This is a genomic window from Streptomyces sp. NPDC005784 (assembly GCF_042871525.1).
Lineage (GTDB): Bacteria > Actinomycetota > Actinomycetes > Streptomycetales > Streptomycetaceae > Streptomyces.
The window spans coordinates 236,845-255,398 of sequence record NZ_JBIAIQ010000005.1; the positions used below are offsets into that span (position 1 = coordinate 236,845).

Here is an 18,554-nt window from a genome sequence, read left to right on the forward strand (position 1 = left end):
GCCCGTGCGTTCAGAGGCCCGCCGAGTCGAGTGCGGACTGGAGCGACTGCTTGTATCCGCCGCTTGTGTAAGTGGCACCGGACACCGAGTCGATCTGGGCACTCTGCGCGGCCAGCGTCTCACGCCTGAGCTGGGGAATCGCGTAACTGTTGATCTCCTGGTCCTTGGGATTGTCCGAAGGATAGGCGACCGCGGTGGCATCCGTGATCCTGCCGCTCTTCAGCGTGATCCGCACCTGGACCGGACCCCAACGGGTCTGCACCGTATCGCCGGTGACGGTCCTGGTCCCCGTGCTCTTCGAACCCCCGGACGTGCCGGAGGAGCTTCCTGAGGAGCTCCCCGATGAGCTCTCCGAGGAGGAGGAAGGGGAATGACTCACGGACGAGGAGGCCGAGGCCGGTGTCGGTGGTGTGTGCGGCTTCAGAGAGAGCAGCAGGACGACACCGGTGACCGTGGTGGCGGCGGCCAGCGTTATCCGGCGCAGCGGACGGTTCTTCTTCAGGGCGTGCACGGCGGCCTCACAGCTCGAACGACTCGTGGTGGATACGGCGGTCGGGGACACCCGCGGTGCGCAGTGCCCCGTACAGGTCACGCGCCATCGCGGGTGGTCCGCAGAGGTAGACGTCGTGCTCGGCGATGTCCGGCACGGCCTCGCGCAGCGACTCGGCGGTGAGCAGCGGGCGGGTGCCGTCGGCGGCATTGACCGCGTACAGGACGCGGGCCCCGCGCCACCGCGCGATGTCCTCCAGCTCGCCGCCCAGCGCCAGGTCCTCGGCCGTGCGCGCCCGGTAGAGGAGAGTGACCCGGCCGGGCAGCGTCTCGAACAGGGCGCGCAGCGGCGTGATGCCGACGCCGCCCGCGATCAGCAGGGCCTTCGACGCCGTGCTCCGGTCGGCGGTCAGCGAACCGTAGGGCCCCTCCGCCCACACCCGGGTGCCGGGACGCAGCAGCCCGACGGCCGCGCTGTGGTCGCCGAGCGCCTTGACGGTGATCCGCATCCGGTCCGGCCGGGGAGGCGCGGACAGCGAGTACGGCGTCGAGGTCCACCGCATCCCGTCCGCGAGGAACCGCCAGCGGAAGAACTGGCCCGCCCGCGCGTTCAGCTCGTCCAGACCCTCCCCGCGAATCACGACGGAGAAGACCCCGGGGGACTCCCGGTGGACGGACTCGACGCGCAGCCGGTGGCGCAGGTTGAGCCGTACCGGGGCGAGCAGCCGGAACCATACGACGAGCGCGGCCGTACCGAGGTAGAGCGTGTACCAGGCGGCCTGCGCCGCCCGGTTGCCGACGAGGTCGGAGCCGAGCGCGAGCTGGTGGAAGAAGGCCAGGAAGACCGCCACGTACGTCAGCAGATGCACGTAGTACCAGAACTCGTGGCTGATCCGGCGGCGGGCCAGGCGCGCCGAGGTGATCCCGACGGCGAACAGGATGACCGTGCCGGCCGTCGCCATGAGCATGTCCGGGTAGTCGAACACCACACTCAGCGTCTCGTGCACGATGCCCGTCCCGTCCTGGGCGGCGTAGCCGAAGAGGATCAGGGTGACGTGCGCGACCAGCAGGCAGATCGTGTAGCGGCCGGCCATGGCGTGCCAGCGGGCCACCCGGTCGGAACCGATGCGACGCTCCAGGAGCGGGACCCTGGCCATCAGCGCCACCAGGACGGCACAGCTGTAGCCGCACAGCAGCCCGGCGATCCGCCCGGCGTCCGTCAGCCAGCCGGCCAGGCCCACCACCGACTGTGTGTCGGTCCACCACAGGGCCAGGACCGCGGCCGCTCCCGCCCACAGCAGGGCCAGCAGCGGTCCGGCGGGCGAGGGCCGCGGTCGCCCGCGTCCTCGTGTCGTGCGCGGGTCCGCCGCCCGCTCGTACACCGTGGTCATGTTTCCGTCCTTCGTCCGGCACTCCGGGAGGAAACTCTGCGTCCGGAACCTCTGAGGAGGCTCTGAACAGGCCCGTTCGGAGCGGACTCACAGCAAACTGAGAGCCACGGGGAAGGGGAGTGAGGAAGGGAAGGCTGAGGAAACAGGGGACCTCCGAGGAGAGGTGACTCAGAGGAAACTCAGAGGCCGCGTGGCAAGGTGCGGCCGTCGGGAGGGGCGATGCTGGAAGGCGACATGAACACTCCCACCCCAGACCCCGGCACCCCCGGCGACCAGAACACCGGCACCGGCGCTGTCCCGTTCCGGGGGACCGCCAGGCCGCCCTCGCTCACCCGGCCCGACGGCACCCCCGTGCGCGTCCTCGTCGTCGACGACGACCCGGACCTGGCCGAGGTCCTCTCCGGTGTCCTGCGCTACGAGGGCTGGGAGGTCCGTACCGCGGGCGACGGCGCCTCGGCGGCCGCCGAGGCGCGCGAGCTGCTGCCCGACGCCGTCGTCCTCGACGTGATGCTCCCGGACACCGACGGCTTCGCCGTGCTGCGCGACCTGCACACCGTGCTGCCGGAGGTCTGCGTCCTCTTCCTCACCGCCCGGGACGCCGTGGAGGACCGCATCGCCGGCATCACGGCCGGCGGCGACGACTACGTCACCAAGCCGTTCAGCCTGGAAGAAGTCGTCGCCCGGCTGCGCGGACTGCTGCGCCGCGCCGGCATGGCCCGCCGGACCGACGAGGGCCCGCGGCTCGTCGTCGGGGACCTGGCGATGGACGAGGAGGCCCGCGAGGTGACCCGGTGCGGTGACCTGATCGAGCTGTCGCCGACCGAGTTCGAGCTGCTGCGCTTCCTGATGCGCAATCCGCGCCGCGTGCTCAGCAAGGCGCAGATCCTCGACCGTGTCTGGTCCTACGACTTCGGGGGTCAGGCCCATGTCGTCGAGCTCTACATCTCCTACCTGCGCAAGAAGGTCGACGCGGGCCGCGAACCGATGATCCACACGGTCCGGGGCGCCGGGTACGTCATCAAGCCCGCGGCGGGCCGGTGAGCGCGAGCATGCGGGCCAGGGCCGGCGCGCTGGGCAGGCGCTGGTGGCTCCGGCTGACGGCGGTCCTGCGCGCGCTGCCGCGACCGCGCACGATGCGCGCCCGCCTCACCGCCGGGCTCGTGGTGCTGCTCGCCGTCAGCTGCGCGGCCGTCGGCGTGGCCGCGGTGTACGAACTGGACGGCTTCCTGACCGGCCGCCTCGACCAGCAGTTGCAGGACGCCGGGGCGCGGTTCCCGGCGAGCCTGGAGCACAGCTCGACGAAGCCGTCCGACCACGACGGTGACGAACACGGCGACACCCGTCGGCAGAGCACCGGCACCTTCGGAGCGCGTCTGGTCGGCGAGGACGTCACCAACGCCGCGGTCGTGCCGCCCGGTGCCGGCACGGTCGTCCGGAACGTGCAGCTGACCGCCCGCGACGAGGCGCGTCTGGCCGCGGTCCCGGCGGACGGCCGTGCCCACACCGTCTGCCTGTCCGCTCTGGGCGACTACCGCGTGCTGGCGACGCCCGGCAAGGACGGTGACGTGCTGATCACCGGGCTGCCGACGGAGCCGGTCGACGCGGCCGTCCACCGCCTCGAACTCGTCGCCTCCCTGGTCCTCTGCCTGGCCCTCGTGGTCGCCGGAGTCGCCGGGGCCCTGTGGGTGCGCTGGTCGCTCCGCCCGCTGAACCGGGTCGCCGCGACCGCCACCCGGGTCAGCGAACTCCCGCTCGCCAGCGGAGAGGTGGCGCTGCCCCCACGGGCGCCCGAGTCCGACCCGCGCAGCGAGGTGGGCCGCGTCGCCAGCGCCTTCAACCGCATGCTCGGCCACGTCGAGGACGCGCTCACCAAACGGCACGCGAGCGAGGAACGGCTGCGCACCTTCGCCGCCGACGCCAGCCACGAGCTGCGCACCCCGGTCGCCTCGGTCCGCGGCCATGCCGAGCTCGCGCTGCTGCACCCCGGCCCGGTGCCCCCGAAGGTGACCCGCGCCCTGGAACGGATCGCCGCCGAGTCGGCGCGCATGGGCGAGATGGTCGACGAGCTGCTGCTGCTCGCCCGCCTCGACGCAGGCCGCCCCCTGGAACGACTTCCCGTCGACCTCACCCACCTCGTCCTCGACGCCGTCACCGACGCCCGCGCGGCGGGCCCCGGCCACCGCTGGGTTCTGGAGCTGGCCGAGGAGCCGGTGACGGTCGCGGGCGACGCCCACCGGCTCCAGCAGGTGCTGGCCAACCTGTTGGCCAACGCCCGTGTGCACACGCCTGTCGGCACCCGGGTGGCGGTGTCCTTGGAGAGTGTCGGCACGGAGGCCGTGCTGAAGGTCCACGACGACGGGCCCGGGGTTCCCGAGGACGTCCGGCCCGGTGTCTTCGAACGCTTCACCCGGGCGGACCGCCGCCGCGCGGACGGCGCCGGCACCGGATCGGGGCTCGGCCTGTCGATCGTGGCGGCCGTGGTCGAGGCACACAACGGCACGGTCACCCTGGAGAGCCGCCCGGGAGCGACCACGTTCACGGTCCGCCTCCCCGCGGCCTGAACCACGGTCCGCCGGGCCGCCGTCTGCTGGTCCGCCGGGCCGCCCGGCCGGGGGTCCCTCAGTCCGCCGGTCCTTCGGTGTCATCCGGTCCGTCAGTACCGGGTGACCGCCGTCGCCCCGTTCGTCGTGCCGATGGCGATGTGCGGCCCGCGCGCCGGATCGGCCCACGCGAGGATCCGCCGCATCGCGCCCGCCGGCACGGACACACAACCGGCCGTGGGCCCGCTCCCGTTGACGTGCAGGAAGATCCCCGCGCCGCGCCCGCGCACCGGCCGGTCGTAGTTGAACCCGATGACGAAGGCGTACGCGTACTCCTTCTCGTAGGCGATCAGATGCTCGGACTCCTCGGCCCGGCAGTCCGCGGGGCGCGGCTCGGTCCACCGGTTGTACGACCGGGACGCGTTGTCCTGGCACCACCAGGAGTCCCGGCCCACCCGGCGGTACGGCGTCGAGGTCCCGGCCGGCGCCGCCCCGGTCCCGAACGCGTACGGCAGCCCGTACAGCCCGGTGGGGGTGGTGTTCGTGCCCTGGCGCCGCGCCCGGCCCTCGACCAGTCCGCGCGCCCCGAACCGCGCGGCGGCGGAGCCGGCCCGCACCCAGCGCCCGTTCCGCAGGTCCCACCAGGTGAGCGTCCCGGCCGTCGTGTTCTCGCGCGGTGCCTCGGCGGTGATCAGCTGGGTGCCGCCGCCGGTGTCGGCCAGCCGCGCGGGAAGCTCGGCAAGGGGCGGCGGCCCGCCCGGGGCCAGGGCGAGCAGGGACGCGGACGCGAGGGCGGCGGCTCCGAGGCGCATGGCTCAGACCGTACTGGGGGGCAACGGCAGCGGCAGCCCGGGCAGTCCGTCCAGGCTCGTCGCGATGTGCTCCTTCTTGGTGAAGTACTCGCTCAGTGAGGTGTCGTCCTCGCGCGCGAAGCGCCTCGCGTGCAGATCGCGGTCCTCGTCGTACGACATGAAGGGGACCGCGTAGCCGCAGGTGTCGCGGACGAGTTCGGCGGTCACGACGATGATCGCGCGCAGCCCGTGCGACGTCGGGTCGACGGCGGTGAAGTGGGTGAGGAGTGCCTTGAAGCGCGGGTCGTCGCGGAAGACCGGTTCGCCGCGGCCGTGCACCCGGACGATGTTGGGCGGGCCCTGGAAGGCGCACCACATCAGGGTGATCCGGCCGTTCTCGCGCAGATGCGCGATCGTCTCCGCGTTGCTCCCGGCGAAGTCCAGATAGGCCACGGTCAGCTCGTCGAGGACGGCGAACGAACCGCTGAGCCCTTTGGGGGAGAGGTTGACCGTGCCGTCCTCGGACAGCGGGGCGGTCGCGGTGAAGAAGAGGGGCTGCGCCTCGATGAACGTACGGAGGCGGCCGTCGATGCGCTCATAAGTCTTTCCCATGCCTAACGATTATCCGGGAAAGCCTTTCGCCTGTCTAAGGAATTGCGGGTTCCGGCGGCGTCGTTCAGGGGCACCGCCGGAACCCGTGAGAGGCGCCCCGGCCGCCATCGGCGAAGCGGCCGGGCGCCTGTCACGTCACTTGGTGAGCGTGCAGGCGGCGAGGGAGTCCAGCCCGGTCGGCTTGGCGGCGGTACGGCCGATGGAGATCGCGATGCGGTCGATCGTGGAGGTCCGCTTGTCCTTCAGGGGGCCAAGGATCGCGTTCTGGACGAAGTTGGGCCCACCCTGCCCGACGGTGTTGGCCAGCCGCGTGTCGGCCTCGGCGATCTGGGTGTTCAGCAGTGCCAGATTGCGGTCGACCTCGGCCTTCGCGGAGGCCGGGACGGCGGGCAGCTGCGACGCGACGTCCGGGCAGGTGATGGTGCCGGCCGCGGTGGCGGCGCCCGTGTCGCCGGCGGCCCCGCCTGCCTGCGCGGTGGCCGTGGCGCTGGGGGCGGCGCTGCCGGTGGCCGCACCGCCCGCGGCCGCACCGCCGCCTACGGCGTTGAGCGTGCAGGGTGCGAGCGAGTCCAGGCCCTGCGGTTTGGCGGCCGTGCGTCCGATGGCCGTCGCGATGCGGTTGATGGTGGCGACGCGCTTGTCCTTGAGGGGGCCGAGGATCGCGTTCTGGACGAAGTTCGGGCCGCCCTGTCCGACGGTGTCGACCAGCCGCTTGTTCGCCTCGGCGATCTGGGTGTTCAGCAGGGTGAGGTTGCGGTCGACCTCGGCCTTCGCGGTGGCGGGGATCGCGGGCAGGCTCGGCGCGACGGCCGGGCAGTTCACCGTGCCCGCGGGGGCGGCCTTCGTCGTGGCGTTCTGCGCGCCGCTTCCGTGTGTCTCGCCCGCCAGGGCGCTGCCGGCGATCACCGCTGCGGACAGCACCACGGCGGAGGCTCCGCCGATCATCACGACGCGCCGCTTGTTGTACTTCGGAAGAGCCCTGGACATGCGGAATCCTCACTCGGGTCGGGGGCGGACGACCGCCCGGTGATCGTCCGGGCGGTCCGTTGTCCGTGTGTCTGCCGTACGCGAACGCGGCGCCTGCGTTCAGCGGGAGATACGGGAAAGCGGTTTCGGGTGTTCAAGCGCCCGCAAGATTCCGTCGCCCGGACACCCGAAGGTTCCCTCGCCCGGTGTTCGGAAGTTCGCGTCGCCGCGTGGGCCGCGATTGACGAACCATGCGGAGTACTGCATACTCATGCATGTCAGCGAATGCACTGTGAGGAGAATCCCGTGACCGAGCGCGTCGTACTCGCCTATTCAGGCGGTCTGGACACCTCCGTCGCCATCGGTTGGATCGCCGAGGAGACGGGCGCCGAGGTCATCGCCGTAGCGGTCGATGTCGGCCAGGGCGGCGAGGACCTGGACGTCATCCGCAAGCGCGCGCTCGCCTGCGGTGCCGTCGAGGCCGAGGTCGCGGACGCCAAGGACGAGTTCGCCGACGAGTACTGCCTCCCGGCGATCAAGGCCAACGCCCTCTACATGGACCGCTATCCGCTGGTCTCCGCCCTCTCCCGGCCGACGATCGTCAAGCACCTGGTCGCCGCCGCCCAGAAGCACGGCGCCACCACGGTCGCCCACGGCTGCACCGGCAAGGGCAACGACCAGGTGCGGTTCGAGGCCGGCATCGTGGCCCTCGCCCCCGACCTCAAGTGCATCGCCCCGGTCCGTGACTACGCGATGACCCGCGACAAGGCGATCGCCTTCTGCGAGGAGAAGCAGCTCCCGATCGCGACCACCAAGAAGTCCCCGTACTCCATCGACCAGAACGTCTTCGGGCGCGCGGTCGAGACGGGCTTCCTGGAGGACATCTGGAACGCCCCGATCGAGGACATCTACGAGTACACCTCGAACCCGGCCGAGCACCGCGAGGCCGACGAGGTCGTCATCACCTTCAGGCACGGCGTCCCGGTCGCCGTCGACGGCAGGCCCGTCAGTGTGCTCCAGGCCATCCAGCAGCTCAACGAGCGCGCCGGAGCCCAGGGCATCGGCCGGATCGACATGGTCGAGGACCGGCTCGTGGGCATCAAGTCCCGTGAGGTGTACGAGGCTCCGGGCGCGATCGCGCTGATCACCGCGCACCAGGAGCTGGAGAACGTCACGGTCGAGCGCGAACTCGCCCGCTACAAGCGGCAGGTCGAGCAGCGCTGGGGCGAACTGGTCTACGACGGCCAGTGGTTCTCCCCGCTGAAGCGCGCCCTGGACGGTTTCATCGACGAGGCCAACCAGCACGTCAACGGCGACATCCGGATGACCCTGCACGGCGGCCGCGCGGTCGTCACGGGCCGGCGCTCCGACACCTCGCTCTACGACTTCGACCTCGCCACGTACGACACGGGCGACACCTTCGACCAGGCCGCGGCCAAGGGCTTCATCGACATCTACAGCCTGTCGTCGAAAATCGCCGCCAAGCGGGATCTGGCCTGAGCCGTACGGGACTTGGCGTGGGCCGTGTCGTGTCCGCCGCCTCGAAGCCTCCCGAGCACTAGCCTTGCAGCCGCCTCCTCACTCGCGCGTGGGGAGGCGGTGGCACATCCACACCTTTCGAGGAGTAACGCAAGTGAGCAGCAACAGCGGTGACGTCCGGCTCTGGGGCGGACGTTTCGCCGACGGTCCCGCCGAGGCCCTGGCCAAGCTGTCCGCGTCGGTCCATTTCGACTGGCGCCTCGCGCCGTACGACATCGCCGGTTCGCGCGCCCACGCGCGCGTCCTGCACGGCGCGGGCCTGCTCACCGAGGACGAGCTCACCCGGATGATCGAGGGCCTCGACCTGCTGGAGTCGGCTGTCGCCGACGGCTCCTTCGTGGGCACGATCGCCGACGAGGACGTGCACACGGCTCTTGAGCGCGGCCTCCTCGAACGCCTCGGCCCCGACCTGGGCGGCAAGCTGCGCGCCGGCCGCTCCCGCAACGACCAGGTGGCCACGCTCTTCCGCATGTACCTGCGCGACCACGCCCGGATCATCGGGGGTCTGATCGCCGACCTCCAGGAGGCGCTGATCGGCCTGGCCGAGGCGCACCCGGGTGTGGCGATGCCCGGCCGTACGCATCTCCAGCACGCCCAGCCCGTGCTGTTCGCGCACCACGTCCTCGCCCATGTGCAGTCCCTGTCCCGGGACGCGGAGCGGTTGCGCCAGTGGGACGAGCGGACGGCGGTCTCGCCGTACGGCTCCGGCGCCCTGGCAGGTTCCTCCCTCGGCCTCGACCCGGAGGCGGTGGCCAAGGACCTCGGCTTCGAGCACGGCAGTGTCGCCAACTCCATCGACGGCACCGCCTCCCGCGACTTCGTGGCGGAGTTCGCCTTTATCACCGCGATGATCGGCGTGAACCTCTCCCGGATCGCGGAGGAGGTCATCATCTGGAACACGAAGGAGTTCTCCTTCGTCACCCTCCACGACGCGTTCTCCACCGGCTCGTCGATCATGCCGCAGAAGAAGAACCCGGACATCGCCGAGCTCGCGCGCGGCAAGTCGGGCCGTCTGATCGGCAATCTGACCGGGCTGATGGCCACGCTCAAGGCGCTGCCCCTTGCGTACAACCGCGATCTCCAGGAGGACAAGGAGCCGGTCTTCGACTCCTGCGACCAGCTGGAGGTCCTTCTCCCCGCCTTCACGGGCATGATGGCCACGCTGACGGTCCACCGCGAGCGCATGGAGGAGCTGGCCCCGGCCGGTTTCTCGCTCGCCACCGACATCGCCGAGTGGCTGGTCAAGCAAGGCGTGCCGTTCCGTGTCGCGCACGAGGTCGCCGGTGAGTGCGTGAAGGTCGCCGAGGCGGACGGCAAGGAACTGGACCAGCTGACCGACGGGCAGTTCGCGAAGATCTCGGCACATCTGACGCCCGAGGTGCGGTCCGTCCTCAACGTCCAGGGCGCCCTCGCCTCCCGTGACGGCCGCGGCGGTACGGCGCCCAGTGCGGTCGCGGTCCAGCTCGCCGAGATCAAGACGGACGTCGCCGCCCAGCAGACGTGGGCCGTGGCGAAGCGGAAGAAGTAACCCGCCCGGAGAGCGGACACGGTCCGTGCGCGGGGGCGGGTGCCGTACGACGGAGGGCGTCGCGGGTTACGTTGGCCGGAGCCGTAAAGGAGCCGACCGAACGGAGCCGCGATGCCCTTCGCACGCCTCGCCTCAGCCACGACTCCCACCGCCCACCTCGGCCTGGGGCTCGCCGCCGTCGGCCGCCCCGGCTACATCAACCTCGGCCGCGAGGAGGACCTCCCGGCCGACCGCAGTGTCGACGCCCTGCGCGAACGCACCCATGAACTCCTCGAAGCGGCCTACGCCCAGGGCGTGCGGTATTTCGACGTGGCGCGCTCCTACGGCCGTTCCGAGGAGTTCCTCGCCGACTGGCTGAGCCGCCGCCCCGACATCGACGACATCGTCGTCGGCAGCAAATGGGGCTACAGGTACACGGCGGACTGGCGCACCGACGCCGAGGCGCACGAGGTGAAGGACCACAGCCAGGCCATGTACGAGCGGCAGCGCGCCGAGACCGCGCAGCTGCTCGGCGACCGGCTCGACCTCTACCAGATCCATTCGGTGACCCCGGACAGCCCGGCCCTCACCGACAAGGAGCTGCACGCGGCACTCGCCGAAGCGGCCGCCGGGGGACTGTCGATCGGCTTCTCCACCAGTGGGCCCGCGCAGGCGGAGGCGATCCGAGCCGCGCTCGCCGTCACGGTCGACGGTGAACCGCTCTTCCGTACCGTCCAGTCGACGTACAACGTCCTGGAGACCTCGGCCGCCCCGGCGCTCGCCGAGGCCCACGACGCCGGACTCACAGTGATCGTCAAGGAGGGCATGGCCAACGGCCGGCTCGCCGGGCCCCACGCGCCGGACGCGCTGCGCGCCGTCGCCGCGGAGACCTCGCTCGGCTGCGACGCGGTCGCCCTCGCGCTGATCCTGCGGCAGCCCTGGGCGGGTGTCGTGCTCTCGGGTGCGGCCACCGCCACCCAGCTCGCCTCGAACCTGCACGCCGCGGTCGTCGACCTCGACGACGACCAGCTGTCCCGGCTCGCCGCCCTGGTGGAGGAACCGCGGGCGTACTGGGAGCGACGCGGGCAGTTGCCCTGGCACTGAGCGCCAGGAGGTAGGTGAGAAGGGCTTCGAGCACCTCCCGAACAGGGAAGGCGTGAGACGCGTGCGCTCCTGATGAGACATTGATGTCTCATCTGCAGTACAGTTGTCTCATGGCTGTCGACCGTGACCACGTGCTGCGCAGCGCAGCCGCCCTGCTCACCCGGAAATCCACCGCGACCATGGACGAGGTCGCCAAGGCCGCCGGGATCAGCCGGGCCACGCTGCACCGCCAGTTCGCCGGCCGCGACGCGCTCGTACGCGCGCTGGAGGCACTCGGAATCGAGGAGTGCGAGGCCGCGCTCGACGCGGCCCGCCTCGACGACGGCACCGCCCAGGAAGCCGTGCGCCGCCTGGTGCGGGAGCTGGAGAAGGTGGCAGGACTGCTCGCCTTCCTCTACACGGAGAACCAGTTGTTCGAGGGCGACGGGCAGCACGAGGGCTGGGCCCGGCTCGACGCCCGGATGGCGGCGCTGTTCCGGCGCGGCCAGCAGAGCGGCGAGTTCCGCATCGACCTCAGCCCGGCCTGGCTCACCGAGGCGCTGTACGGGCTGATGGCCTCGGCGGCCTGGGCCGTGACCGAGGGCCGGGTCGCCGCCAAGGACTTCCACCACATGATCGTCGAGCTGCTGCTCGGCGGCGCGCTCAGGAGAGAGGAACCATGACCAGCACCCTGCGGCCGGCACTCGTGACGGAGGTGCACAAGCGCCCGGGCCGTTGGCTCGCGCTCTGCGTCCTCGTCCTCGCCGTGCTGCTGGTGGCCGTGGACGCGACCGTCCTCGGCCTCGCGACCCCGTACATCAGTGAGGACCTGAAGCCCTCCGGCACCCAGCTCCTGTGGATCGGTGACGTCTACTCGTTCGTCATCGCCGGTCTGCTCGTCTCCATGGGCAGCCTCGGCGACCGCATCGGCCGCAAGAAGCTGCTGCTCGTCGGCGCGACGGCGTTCGGCCTGATATCCGTGTTCAACGCCTATGCCAACACACCCGAGTTGATGATCCTGGCGCGGGCGCTGCTCGGTGTCGCGGGCGCGACCCTGATGCCCGCCACCCTCGCCCTGATCCGAAACATCTTCCACGACCCGCGCGAGCGCAGCCTGGCCATCGGCATCTGGGGCGCGACGGCCTCCGCGGGCACGGCGGTGGGTCCCGTCGTCGGCGGCTTCCTGCTCGAACACTTCTGGTGGGGTTCGGTCTTCCTCATCAACCTTCCGGTGATGGTGGTCCTCGTCCTCGTCGGCCGCAGACTGCTCCCCGAGTCGAAGAGCCCGAACCCCGGACCCTGGGACCTGGTCAGCGTCACGCTCTCGCTCGTCGGCGTGATCGGCTTGGTGTACGCGGTGAAGGAGCTCGCCGCGCACGGCCCGAGCGGCGAGGCATTTGCCGCGGGGCTGCTGGGCGTCGGCGCGCTCCTGTGGTTCGTGCGCCGCCAACTGACGCTTCCCAAGCCGCTGTTGGATGTCCGGCTGTTCCGCAACCGGGGATTCTCCGGAGCCGTGCTCGCCGACCTGTTCACCGTCCTCGGCATGTCCGGACTCGTGTTCTTCCTCTCCCAGTACCTGCAACTCGTGCAGGGTCGGGGGCCGTTCGAGGCGGGGCTCGCCGAAGTCCCCGCCGCGGTGGGCGCGGTGGCGGCGGGTCTGGTCGCGGGACGGTTCGCGCGGCGGTTCTCCGTGCGGACCGTCGTCTCCGCCGGACTCGCCGCGGTGGGCCTCGCGCTCGGCACGCTCACCGTGCTCGACCGGTCCACCGGGTATCCCTTGCTCGGCGCCGCCCTGCTGGTCGTCGGTATCGGTGCGGGCTTCTCGTTCACGGTCACCGCCGACGTCATCCTCTCCGCCGTGCCCAAGGACCAGGCGGGCGCCGCGTCCGCGGTCTCCGAGACGGCCTACGAACTCGGCGCGGCCCTCGGCATCGCCCTGCTCGGCTCCGTCGTGACCGGCGTCTACGCGGGCTTCGCCGGCCCCGCGGGCACCCCGGCCGAGGCGCACGACTCGCTGGGCGGAGCGGTGGAGGCCGCCGGGAGTCTGCCCGAGCACACCGCCGAGACGCTGCTCACCGCGGCGAGGGAGTCCTTCGTGGACGGCCTGGCGCTCGCCTCCGGCGCGGGCGCGGCGGTCCTGCTCGCCACCGCCGTGGCGGCGTGGTTCCTACTGCGAGGCCAGAAACTGGAGACGTAGGAACACCGTTCGCGCCACCTGGACCGGCCGGGGTCCGCCTGCCGGGGTCGGACCGCCTGGGGTCGGACCGCCCAGGGTCGGACTCGGCCTGCGTCGACCTGTCGGGGTCGGATCGCCGGGGTCGGGCGCCCTGCGTCGAACCGCCGGGGTCCGCCGGCCGGGGTCGGACCGCCCGGAGTCGGACTCGCCCTGCGTCGACCTGTCGGGGTCCGCTGGCCGGAGTCGGACCGCCTGGGGTCGGACCGCCTGGGGTCGGACCGCCTGGGGTCGGACCGCCCAGGGTCGGACTGCCCGGGTCGGACTGTCTAGGGTCGGACCCGCCCTGCGTCGACCTGTCGGGGTCGGAGGGCCAGGTTCGGACTGCCCTGCGTCGGACCGCCGCGGTCGGATCGCCCAGGCGGGACCGCCCGCGGTCGGACGCCCGGAGGCGGACGGCCAGGGTCGGAGTGCTGGGGGTCAGTCAGCCAGGGTCGGAGTGCCCGGGGTCGGCCTGTCGGGGTCGGGTCGCCGAAGTGTGGGTCGCCGGGGTGGGGCGTCCGGTGTGGCGCGGTGTGGCCTGATTCGGGGTGATTTTGAATGAAGCCGCCGGAACCGCGCAAAACGGGTGGCCCCGGCCGGCAACTGCCGGCCGGGGCCACCCGTGTGCGAGCTCAGGGAGCGGCCGGGCCAAGAGCCGGGCACCCTTCGTACGCGGCCGAAGTGCTAGGCGGCCTTCGCCTTGGTGGCGTACATGTCGACGTACTCCTGGCCGGAGAGCCGCATGACCTCGGTCATCACGGAGTCGGTCACGGCGCGCAGCACGTACCGGTCGCGGTCCATGCCCTCGTAGCGCGAGAACTCCATGGCGGGACCGAAGCGGACGGTGACCTTGCCCGGCCGCGGGATGCCCGCGCCGCCCGGCTGGAGCTTGTCCGTGCCGATCATCGCGAACGGGACCACCGGCGAGCCGGTCATCATGGTGAGCCGGGCGATGCCGGTGCGGCCACGGTACAGGCGGCCGTCGGGGGAGCGGGTGCCCTCGGGGTAGATCCCGAAGACCTTGCCCTCCTCCAGGATGCGGCGGCCGGTCATCAGCGCGGCCACGCCGCCGTTGGCACCGTCCCGGTCCACCGGGATCATGCCGACACCGGTGAAGAACCACGCCATCAGGCGGCCCTTGAGGCCCTTGCCCGTGACGTAATCGTCCTTGCCGATGAAGAGCACCTGCCGGTCGCAGACCAGCGGAAGGATCATCGAGTCGATGAACGTGAGGTGGTTGCCGGCCAGGATCACCGGGCCCTCGCCCGGGATGTGCTCCACGCCTTCCACCTGTGGGCGGAACATCAGGCGCATGATCGGTCCGAGCACTGCCTTGATGAGCGCGAAGCGGGACAACAGGCCCTCCGGTGTCAAGGGATCGGTATGGAGTATGTGCAGGTGAGGACGATACTCGCGGTTCCCGGATGATTGCACATCCGGTTCATCGACTGGATACGCACTGTTGACCTACGTTTACCTGCGGTTGCGTGCCTGTGAGCGGCGGGCGCGGGGGCGACGCGATGTGACGGACATCGCGCGCCGTACCGGCGAACGGGTGATCCCGTCATGGATCGACGCCCGTTCGCCGCAGTCTCACGCCTACCCCCGACCGCCCGGCCGATGCCGACGGACCGTCATGTTCCGCATCCCGTACGACATCCGGGGTCACCCACTGTTCCGCCGCGGGCCTCCCTCCCGTCACACGGCGGCACCTACGATCGTCCCGCTTCGACAGGCAGGGCACCTACGGCGGGAGGAGCGCTCATGGGAGCGCAGGAGTCGAACGGTCAGGAGCGGGGCACGGCGCGGCGGACGCTGCTCGGGGCGGCCGTGCTCGGAGCGGGCGGGGCGGTCCTCGGCCTGCCCGGCGCCGCGAGCGCGGACGAGCGCCACGGGGGCGGCGGCTACCGGAGCCTGCCCAGACCGACCGTCATCGGCCACCGCGGAGCCAGCGGCTACCGGCCGGAGCACACCTTCGGCTCGTACCAGCTGGCCCTCGACCTGGGCGCCGACGTCGTCGAGGCCGGCGACCTGGTGCCCACGAGGGACGGCCACCTCGTATGCCGTCACGAACCGGAAATCGGCGGGACCACGGATGTCTCGGCGCACCCCGAGTTCGCCGGCCGCAGGACCACCAAGACGCTCGACGGGGTCCCCACGACCGGCTGGTTCACCGAGGACTTCACACTCGCCGAGCTGAAGACCCTGCGCGCCGTCGAGCGCATCCCCGCCAACCGGCCGCACAACACCCTCTACGACGGCCGCTGGGAGATCCCCACCTTCGAAGAGGTGCTCCGCTGGCAGGACGAGCAGACCCGCAAGCGCGGCAAGCAGGTCTGGATCTACCCCGAGACCAAGCACCCCACCTACTTCCGGGCGCTCGGCCTCGGCCTGGAGGAGCGGGTCGTGAAACTGCTGCGCAAGTACGGCAAGGACAGGAAGGACTCGCCGGTCATCCTCCAGTCCTTCGAGCCGAGCAGCATCCAGCGGCTGGACAAGCTCGTCGGCAACCCGCTCGTCGTTCTGCTGTCGGCCGCGAACACCCGTCCCTGGGACTTCGTCGCGGCGGGCGACCCCCGCACGGTCGCCGACCTCGTCACACCCGAGGGCCTGAAGTGGATCGCCTCGTACGCGCAGGGCATCGGCCCCACGCTCGACCTGGTCATCCCGAAGGACGCGGACGGCAACCTCACCAGTGCGACCACGCTCGTCGCCGACGCGCACCGCGCGGGCCTGATCCTGCACCCGTACACCATGCGCAACGAGAACCCCTTCCTGCCCACGAGCTTCCGCAAGGGCACCGCCGCGGACGCCTACGGGGACCCCTTCGGCGCCTTCAAGGTCTACTTCGGGACGGGCATCGACGGTGTCTTCTCCGACAACGCGGACACCGCGGTGCTGGCCCGCGCGGACTTCCTCAAGGGATGACCTCGCGTCCCGGGACCGGCTCCCAGGGCCTCGACGGACGCGTCCGGGGAACGAGACGGGTGTCCGCATCCGTCAACGCGTGACCCGGTCACCCCGGATGGGATGACAACCGGCCGCCCCGGCAACCTCTCGCCGGGGCGGCCGCGTCGTGCCGGACATGACCCACGAGCTGGTTTCCACGCTCCGGCCGCTGCTCGCCGCCGAGGCATCGGCGGAGGCCCACGCCTCCGGCGCCGAGCCGAACGACCTGGAACAGGCCGTCTGGCTGCGCCTGCTGGAGCTCCTGGACGCGACAGGACCTCCCGTCGACCCGCAGAGCTGGGTGCGCCGGGCCGTGCGCACCGAGGCGCGCCGGAGCCGTCGCAGGGCACGCGTCGAGCGGCCGTACGCCGCCGAGCCCGCGGACGACAGCGGCCCCGGCCCCGAGCAGCAGGCGATGACCGCCGCCCGCCGTCGCGAACTGCACGACGCCGTGCGCCGGCTGCCCGGCCGCTGTCCGGGCCTGATGGCCGCCCTGCTCTCCCCGGAGGACCTCACCTACCGGGAGATCGCAGGTGAGTTGGGTATCTCACAGGGCAGCCTTGGTCCGGAACGCTCCAGATGTCTTGGATGTCTGCGTCGATTGCTGGTGACGGAGGTTGCGGCCCGCTGACGACGGGGATAGGAGTGGGGGACGACCGGAACAGGTGAGCGGGAGGCATGCACACATGGGCATGAGCGTGACCATCTCGGCGGCGACCGAGCAGGATGCGGAACAGATCCTGAAGCTGCAGTACCTCTGCTATCAGAGCGAGGCCGAGCTCTACGGCGACTACGGCATCGAGCCGCTCACGCAGCCGCTCGACTCGCTCAGGGCGGAACTGGCGGGCGGCACGGTGCTGGTGGCCCGGCTCGGCGACGAGGTGGTGGCCTCCGTACGCGGCGCCGTCGACGCGGACGGCACGGCCCGCATCAACAAACTCATCGTTCATCCGCGCATGCAGCGGCACGGCCTCGGCGGACGCCTGCTCGACGCGATCGAGATCCGCCTCGGCGCCGAGGGAGCGGCCAAGTCCTTCGAGCTGTTCACCGGCCACCGCAGCGAGCGCAACCTGCGCCTGTACCGCAAGCACGGCTACGCGCCCGTCTCGCAGGAGCAGGTCGGCGAGCGCATGACGCGGGTGACCCTGGCCAAGGGCGCCGACGCCGGTGCGTACGCCACCAGCGCCTGAGCGCGGCCGACTTCGGCAGCAGTCGCCAGTCGTCAGTCAGTCGTCGGTCGTGAGTCGGCGGTCGTACGCGCCTTGCGCAGCCAGTACATCGCCGACAGCGGCAGCAGCACCGGGATGAAGAGATAGCCCATGCCGTAGTCCGACCACACCGTGGCGTCGGGGAAGGCGGACGGCTCGACCAGCGTCCAGGTCCCGACGATCAGTACACCCGCGAGTTCGGCGGCGCAGCAGACCAGCGCCGCCCTGCGCGCCGTCTCACCGCCGCGCACGAGCGAGTACGTGATGAATCCGTAGACGAGACCGGCGACCGCGGACAACGAGTAGGCCAGCGGCGCCTTGTCGAACTGTGTGGAGATCTGCACGGCCGACCGCGAGACGGCGCCGACCACCATCACTCCGTACAGCCACAGCAGCAGGATGCCGGGGCCGCTGATGAGCCGCGTGCGCTTCTTGTCCGCGGGCTCCTCCAGCGGCTTCCCGCCCTGGCCGTCCCGCTCGTCCCGCTCGTCCTGCTTGTCCCGAGGCACGGTCGTGTTCTCCTCCGTGGCCGTCATCTCAGCCTCCCCAGATGTCGTAGAGCCGCACTTCGAGCAGGGCGAGGACGACGCCGCCGGCCGCCACCGTGACCGAACCCCAGCGGGTGCGCTCCGCCAGCGACATGAACCCCGCGGCGGGAATGCACGCGAAGGCGCCGATCAGATACGCCACGAAGATCGTCGTGCCCTGCTCCGGCTTCTCGCCGCGCGCCAGCTGGACGACGCCGATCACCAGCTGGACCAGGGCGAGCAGCGACACCACGGCCATGCCGATGAAGTGCCAGTCCTTGGTGGGCTGGTCACGGTGGCCGGCCCAGCCGCACCAGGCGGCGAGCGCGAGCGCGGCGACGGCCGTCGCGACCGTCAGGGCATCAAACATGCCGTGACCCTATTACGGGCCAAAAGACCTGATGCGCTCGCCCCCGGGCCCTGCCCGCTCGCCGCCCGCGAACCGGGCGTCGCCCCGCCCGCTGCGTCGTCTTCGAGGACGCCCCGCCGGGCTCCGGGCCGGCCGCGCCGCCGGGACGGCCACCGTGGCGTTGGCCACAACGCACCAGGCCCACGAAGTCGACGCCGACCTCGTCGTCGGGGACCTCTCCGCCCTGTCCGTACCGGTAACGGACGCCGGAGCGGGGATCTCCGTCCGGGCTGAGCGACGTCCACCGCTGTCCGCTATTCGGACAGCGGTGGTAGCCCCCGGCCCCCGGTCTGCTTTACTTCATTCCATGACCACGACGAGCTGCCGC

Annotated in this window: 18 protein-coding genes and 1 pseudogene; 11 read left to right on the top strand and 8 right to left on the bottom strand. The window is 71.4% G+C overall.

The window, feature by feature from the left end:
• Positions 1-10 precede the first annotated feature (10 nt).
• Together ACFYR3_RS11415 and ACFYR3_RS11420 are read right to left on the bottom strand one after the other, a co-directional pair.
• Positions 11-511: an FMN-binding protein gene (locus ACFYR3_RS11415; RefSeq protein ID WP_355839683.1), complete on the bottom strand. Its 501-nt coding sequence runs from the start codon at positions 509-511 to the stop codon at positions 11-13.
• Positions 512-518: 7 nt separating this feature from the next.
• On the bottom strand, positions 519-1,880 hold the full coding sequence (locus ACFYR3_RS11420; RefSeq protein WP_389282553.1) for a ferric reductase-like transmembrane domain-containing protein: 1,362 nt from the start codon (positions 1,878-1,880) through the stop codon (positions 519-521).
• 234 nt (positions 1,881-2,114) lie between these two features.
• Between ACFYR3_RS11420 and ACFYR3_RS11425 the strand changes: the two genes are divergently transcribed.
• Both ACFYR3_RS11425 and ACFYR3_RS11430 read left to right on the top strand, forming a co-directional pair.
• Positions 2,115-2,921: a response regulator transcription factor gene (locus ACFYR3_RS11425; RefSeq protein WP_389282555.1), complete on the top strand. Its 807-nt coding sequence runs from the start codon at positions 2,115-2,117 to the stop codon at positions 2,919-2,921.
• Positions 2,922-2,929: 8 nt separating this feature from the next.
• Complete coding sequence (locus tag ACFYR3_RS11430) at positions 2,930-4,441, top strand: sensor histidine kinase (RefSeq protein ID WP_389282557.1); 1,512 nt, start codon at positions 2,930-2,932, stop codon at positions 4,439-4,441.
• 92 nt (positions 4,442-4,533) lie between these two features.
• Here ACFYR3_RS11430 and ACFYR3_RS11435 read toward each other — a convergent pair whose 3' ends face one another.
• The 3 genes from ACFYR3_RS11435 to ACFYR3_RS11445 all read right to left on the bottom strand — a co-directional run bounded on the left by ACFYR3_RS11435 (position 4,534) and on the right by ACFYR3_RS11445 (position 6,810).
• Complete coding sequence (locus tag ACFYR3_RS11435) at positions 4,534-5,232, bottom strand: L,D-transpeptidase (RefSeq protein ID WP_389282559.1); 699 nt, start codon at positions 5,230-5,232, stop codon at positions 4,534-4,536.
• A 3-nt stretch (positions 5,233-5,235) separates the two neighbouring features.
• Entirely contained in the window at positions 5,236-5,823 is a 588-nt protein-coding gene (locus ACFYR3_RS11440) for a pyridoxamine 5'-phosphate oxidase family protein (protein ID WP_389282561.1), read from the bottom strand.
• A gap of 135 nt (positions 5,824-5,958) precedes the next feature.
• Positions 5,959-6,810 carry a hypothetical protein gene (locus tag ACFYR3_RS11445; protein ID WP_355839672.1) on the bottom strand — a complete coding sequence of 284 codons (852 nt, stop codon included), beginning with the start codon at positions 6,808-6,810 and terminating at the stop codon, positions 5,959-5,961.
• A 285-nt stretch (positions 6,811-7,095) separates the two neighbouring features.
• Between ACFYR3_RS11445 and ACFYR3_RS11450 the strand changes: the two genes are divergently transcribed.
• The 5 genes from ACFYR3_RS11450 to ACFYR3_RS11470 all read left to right on the top strand — a co-directional run bounded on the left by ACFYR3_RS11450 (position 7,096) and on the right by ACFYR3_RS11470 (position 13,115).
• Positions 7,096-8,289 carry an argininosuccinate synthase gene (locus tag ACFYR3_RS11450; RefSeq protein WP_355839670.1) on the top strand — a complete coding sequence of 398 codons (1,194 nt, stop codon included), beginning with the start codon at positions 7,096-7,098 and terminating at the stop codon, positions 8,287-8,289.
• Between the two features lie 133 nt (positions 8,290-8,422).
• Complete coding sequence (argH, locus tag ACFYR3_RS11455; RefSeq protein ID WP_389282564.1) at positions 8,423-9,856, top strand: argininosuccinate lyase; 1,434 nt, start codon at positions 8,423-8,425, stop codon at positions 9,854-9,856.
• 111 nt (positions 9,857-9,967) lie between these two features.
• On the top strand, positions 9,968-10,939 hold the full coding sequence (locus ACFYR3_RS11460) for an aldo/keto reductase (protein ID WP_355839666.1): 972 nt from the start codon (positions 9,968-9,970) through the stop codon (positions 10,937-10,939).
• 110 nt (positions 10,940-11,049) lie between these two features.
• Positions 11,050-11,601, top strand: coding sequence for a TetR/AcrR family transcriptional regulator (locus ACFYR3_RS11465; protein WP_261702834.1), 552 nt, complete (start codon positions 11,050-11,052; stop codon positions 11,599-11,601).
• Entirely contained in the window at positions 11,598-13,115 is a 1,518-nt protein-coding gene (locus ACFYR3_RS11470; protein WP_389282567.1) for an MFS transporter, read from the top strand. The genes ACFYR3_RS11465 and ACFYR3_RS11470 overlap by 4 nt, the downstream gene beginning before the upstream one ends.
• A 702-nt stretch (positions 13,116-13,817) precedes the next feature.
• On the opposite strand, the gene ACFYR3_RS11475 is transcribed toward ACFYR3_RS11470, so the two are convergent.
• On the bottom strand, positions 13,818-14,489 hold the full coding sequence (locus ACFYR3_RS11475) for a lysophospholipid acyltransferase family protein (RefSeq protein ID WP_355840001.1): 672 nt from the start codon (positions 14,487-14,489) through the stop codon (positions 13,818-13,820).
• Positions 14,490-14,897: 408 nt separating this feature from the next.
• Between ACFYR3_RS11475 and ACFYR3_RS11480 the strand changes: the two genes are divergently transcribed.
• From ACFYR3_RS11480 to ACFYR3_RS11490, 3 genes are all read left to right on the top strand, one after another.
• A complete protein-coding gene (locus ACFYR3_RS11480; protein WP_389282569.1) occupies positions 14,898-16,061 on the top strand; it encodes a glycerophosphodiester phosphodiesterase in 1,164 nt (387 codons plus the stop codon).
• Positions 16,062-16,218: 157 nt separating this feature from the next.
• Complete coding sequence (locus ACFYR3_RS11485) at positions 16,219-16,713, top strand: sigma-70 family RNA polymerase sigma factor (protein ID WP_355839661.1); 495 nt, start codon at positions 16,219-16,221, stop codon at positions 16,711-16,713.
• Between the two features lie 55 nt (positions 16,714-16,768).
• The gene (locus tag ACFYR3_RS11490) at positions 16,769-17,272 is read left to right on the top strand and encodes a GNAT family N-acetyltransferase (protein ID WP_355839659.1); all 504 of its coding nucleotides are present in this window, start codon (positions 16,769-16,771) and stop codon (positions 17,270-17,272) included.
• A gap of 32 nt (positions 17,273-17,304) precedes the next feature.
• Here the strand turns inward: ACFYR3_RS11490 and ACFYR3_RS11495 are convergent, their stop codons facing one another.
• Both ACFYR3_RS11495 and ACFYR3_RS11500 read right to left on the bottom strand, forming a co-directional pair.
• Positions 17,305-17,826 carry a hypothetical protein gene (locus ACFYR3_RS11495; protein WP_355839657.1) on the bottom strand — a complete coding sequence of 174 codons (522 nt, stop codon included), beginning with the start codon at positions 17,824-17,826 and terminating at the stop codon, positions 17,305-17,307.
• A gap of 1 nt (position 17,827) precedes the next feature.
• On the bottom strand, positions 17,828-18,187 hold the full coding sequence (locus ACFYR3_RS11500) for a hypothetical protein (protein ID WP_389282572.1): 360 nt from the start codon (positions 18,185-18,187) through the stop codon (positions 17,828-17,830).
• A gap of 48 nt (positions 18,188-18,235) precedes the next feature.
• Between ACFYR3_RS11500 and ACFYR3_RS11505 the strand changes: the two are divergent.
• Positions 18,236-18,455 (top strand): annotated as a pseudogene (locus ACFYR3_RS11505) (HAD-IA family hydrolase); the annotation flags it as partial.
• Positions 18,456-18,554 lie beyond the last annotated feature (99 nt).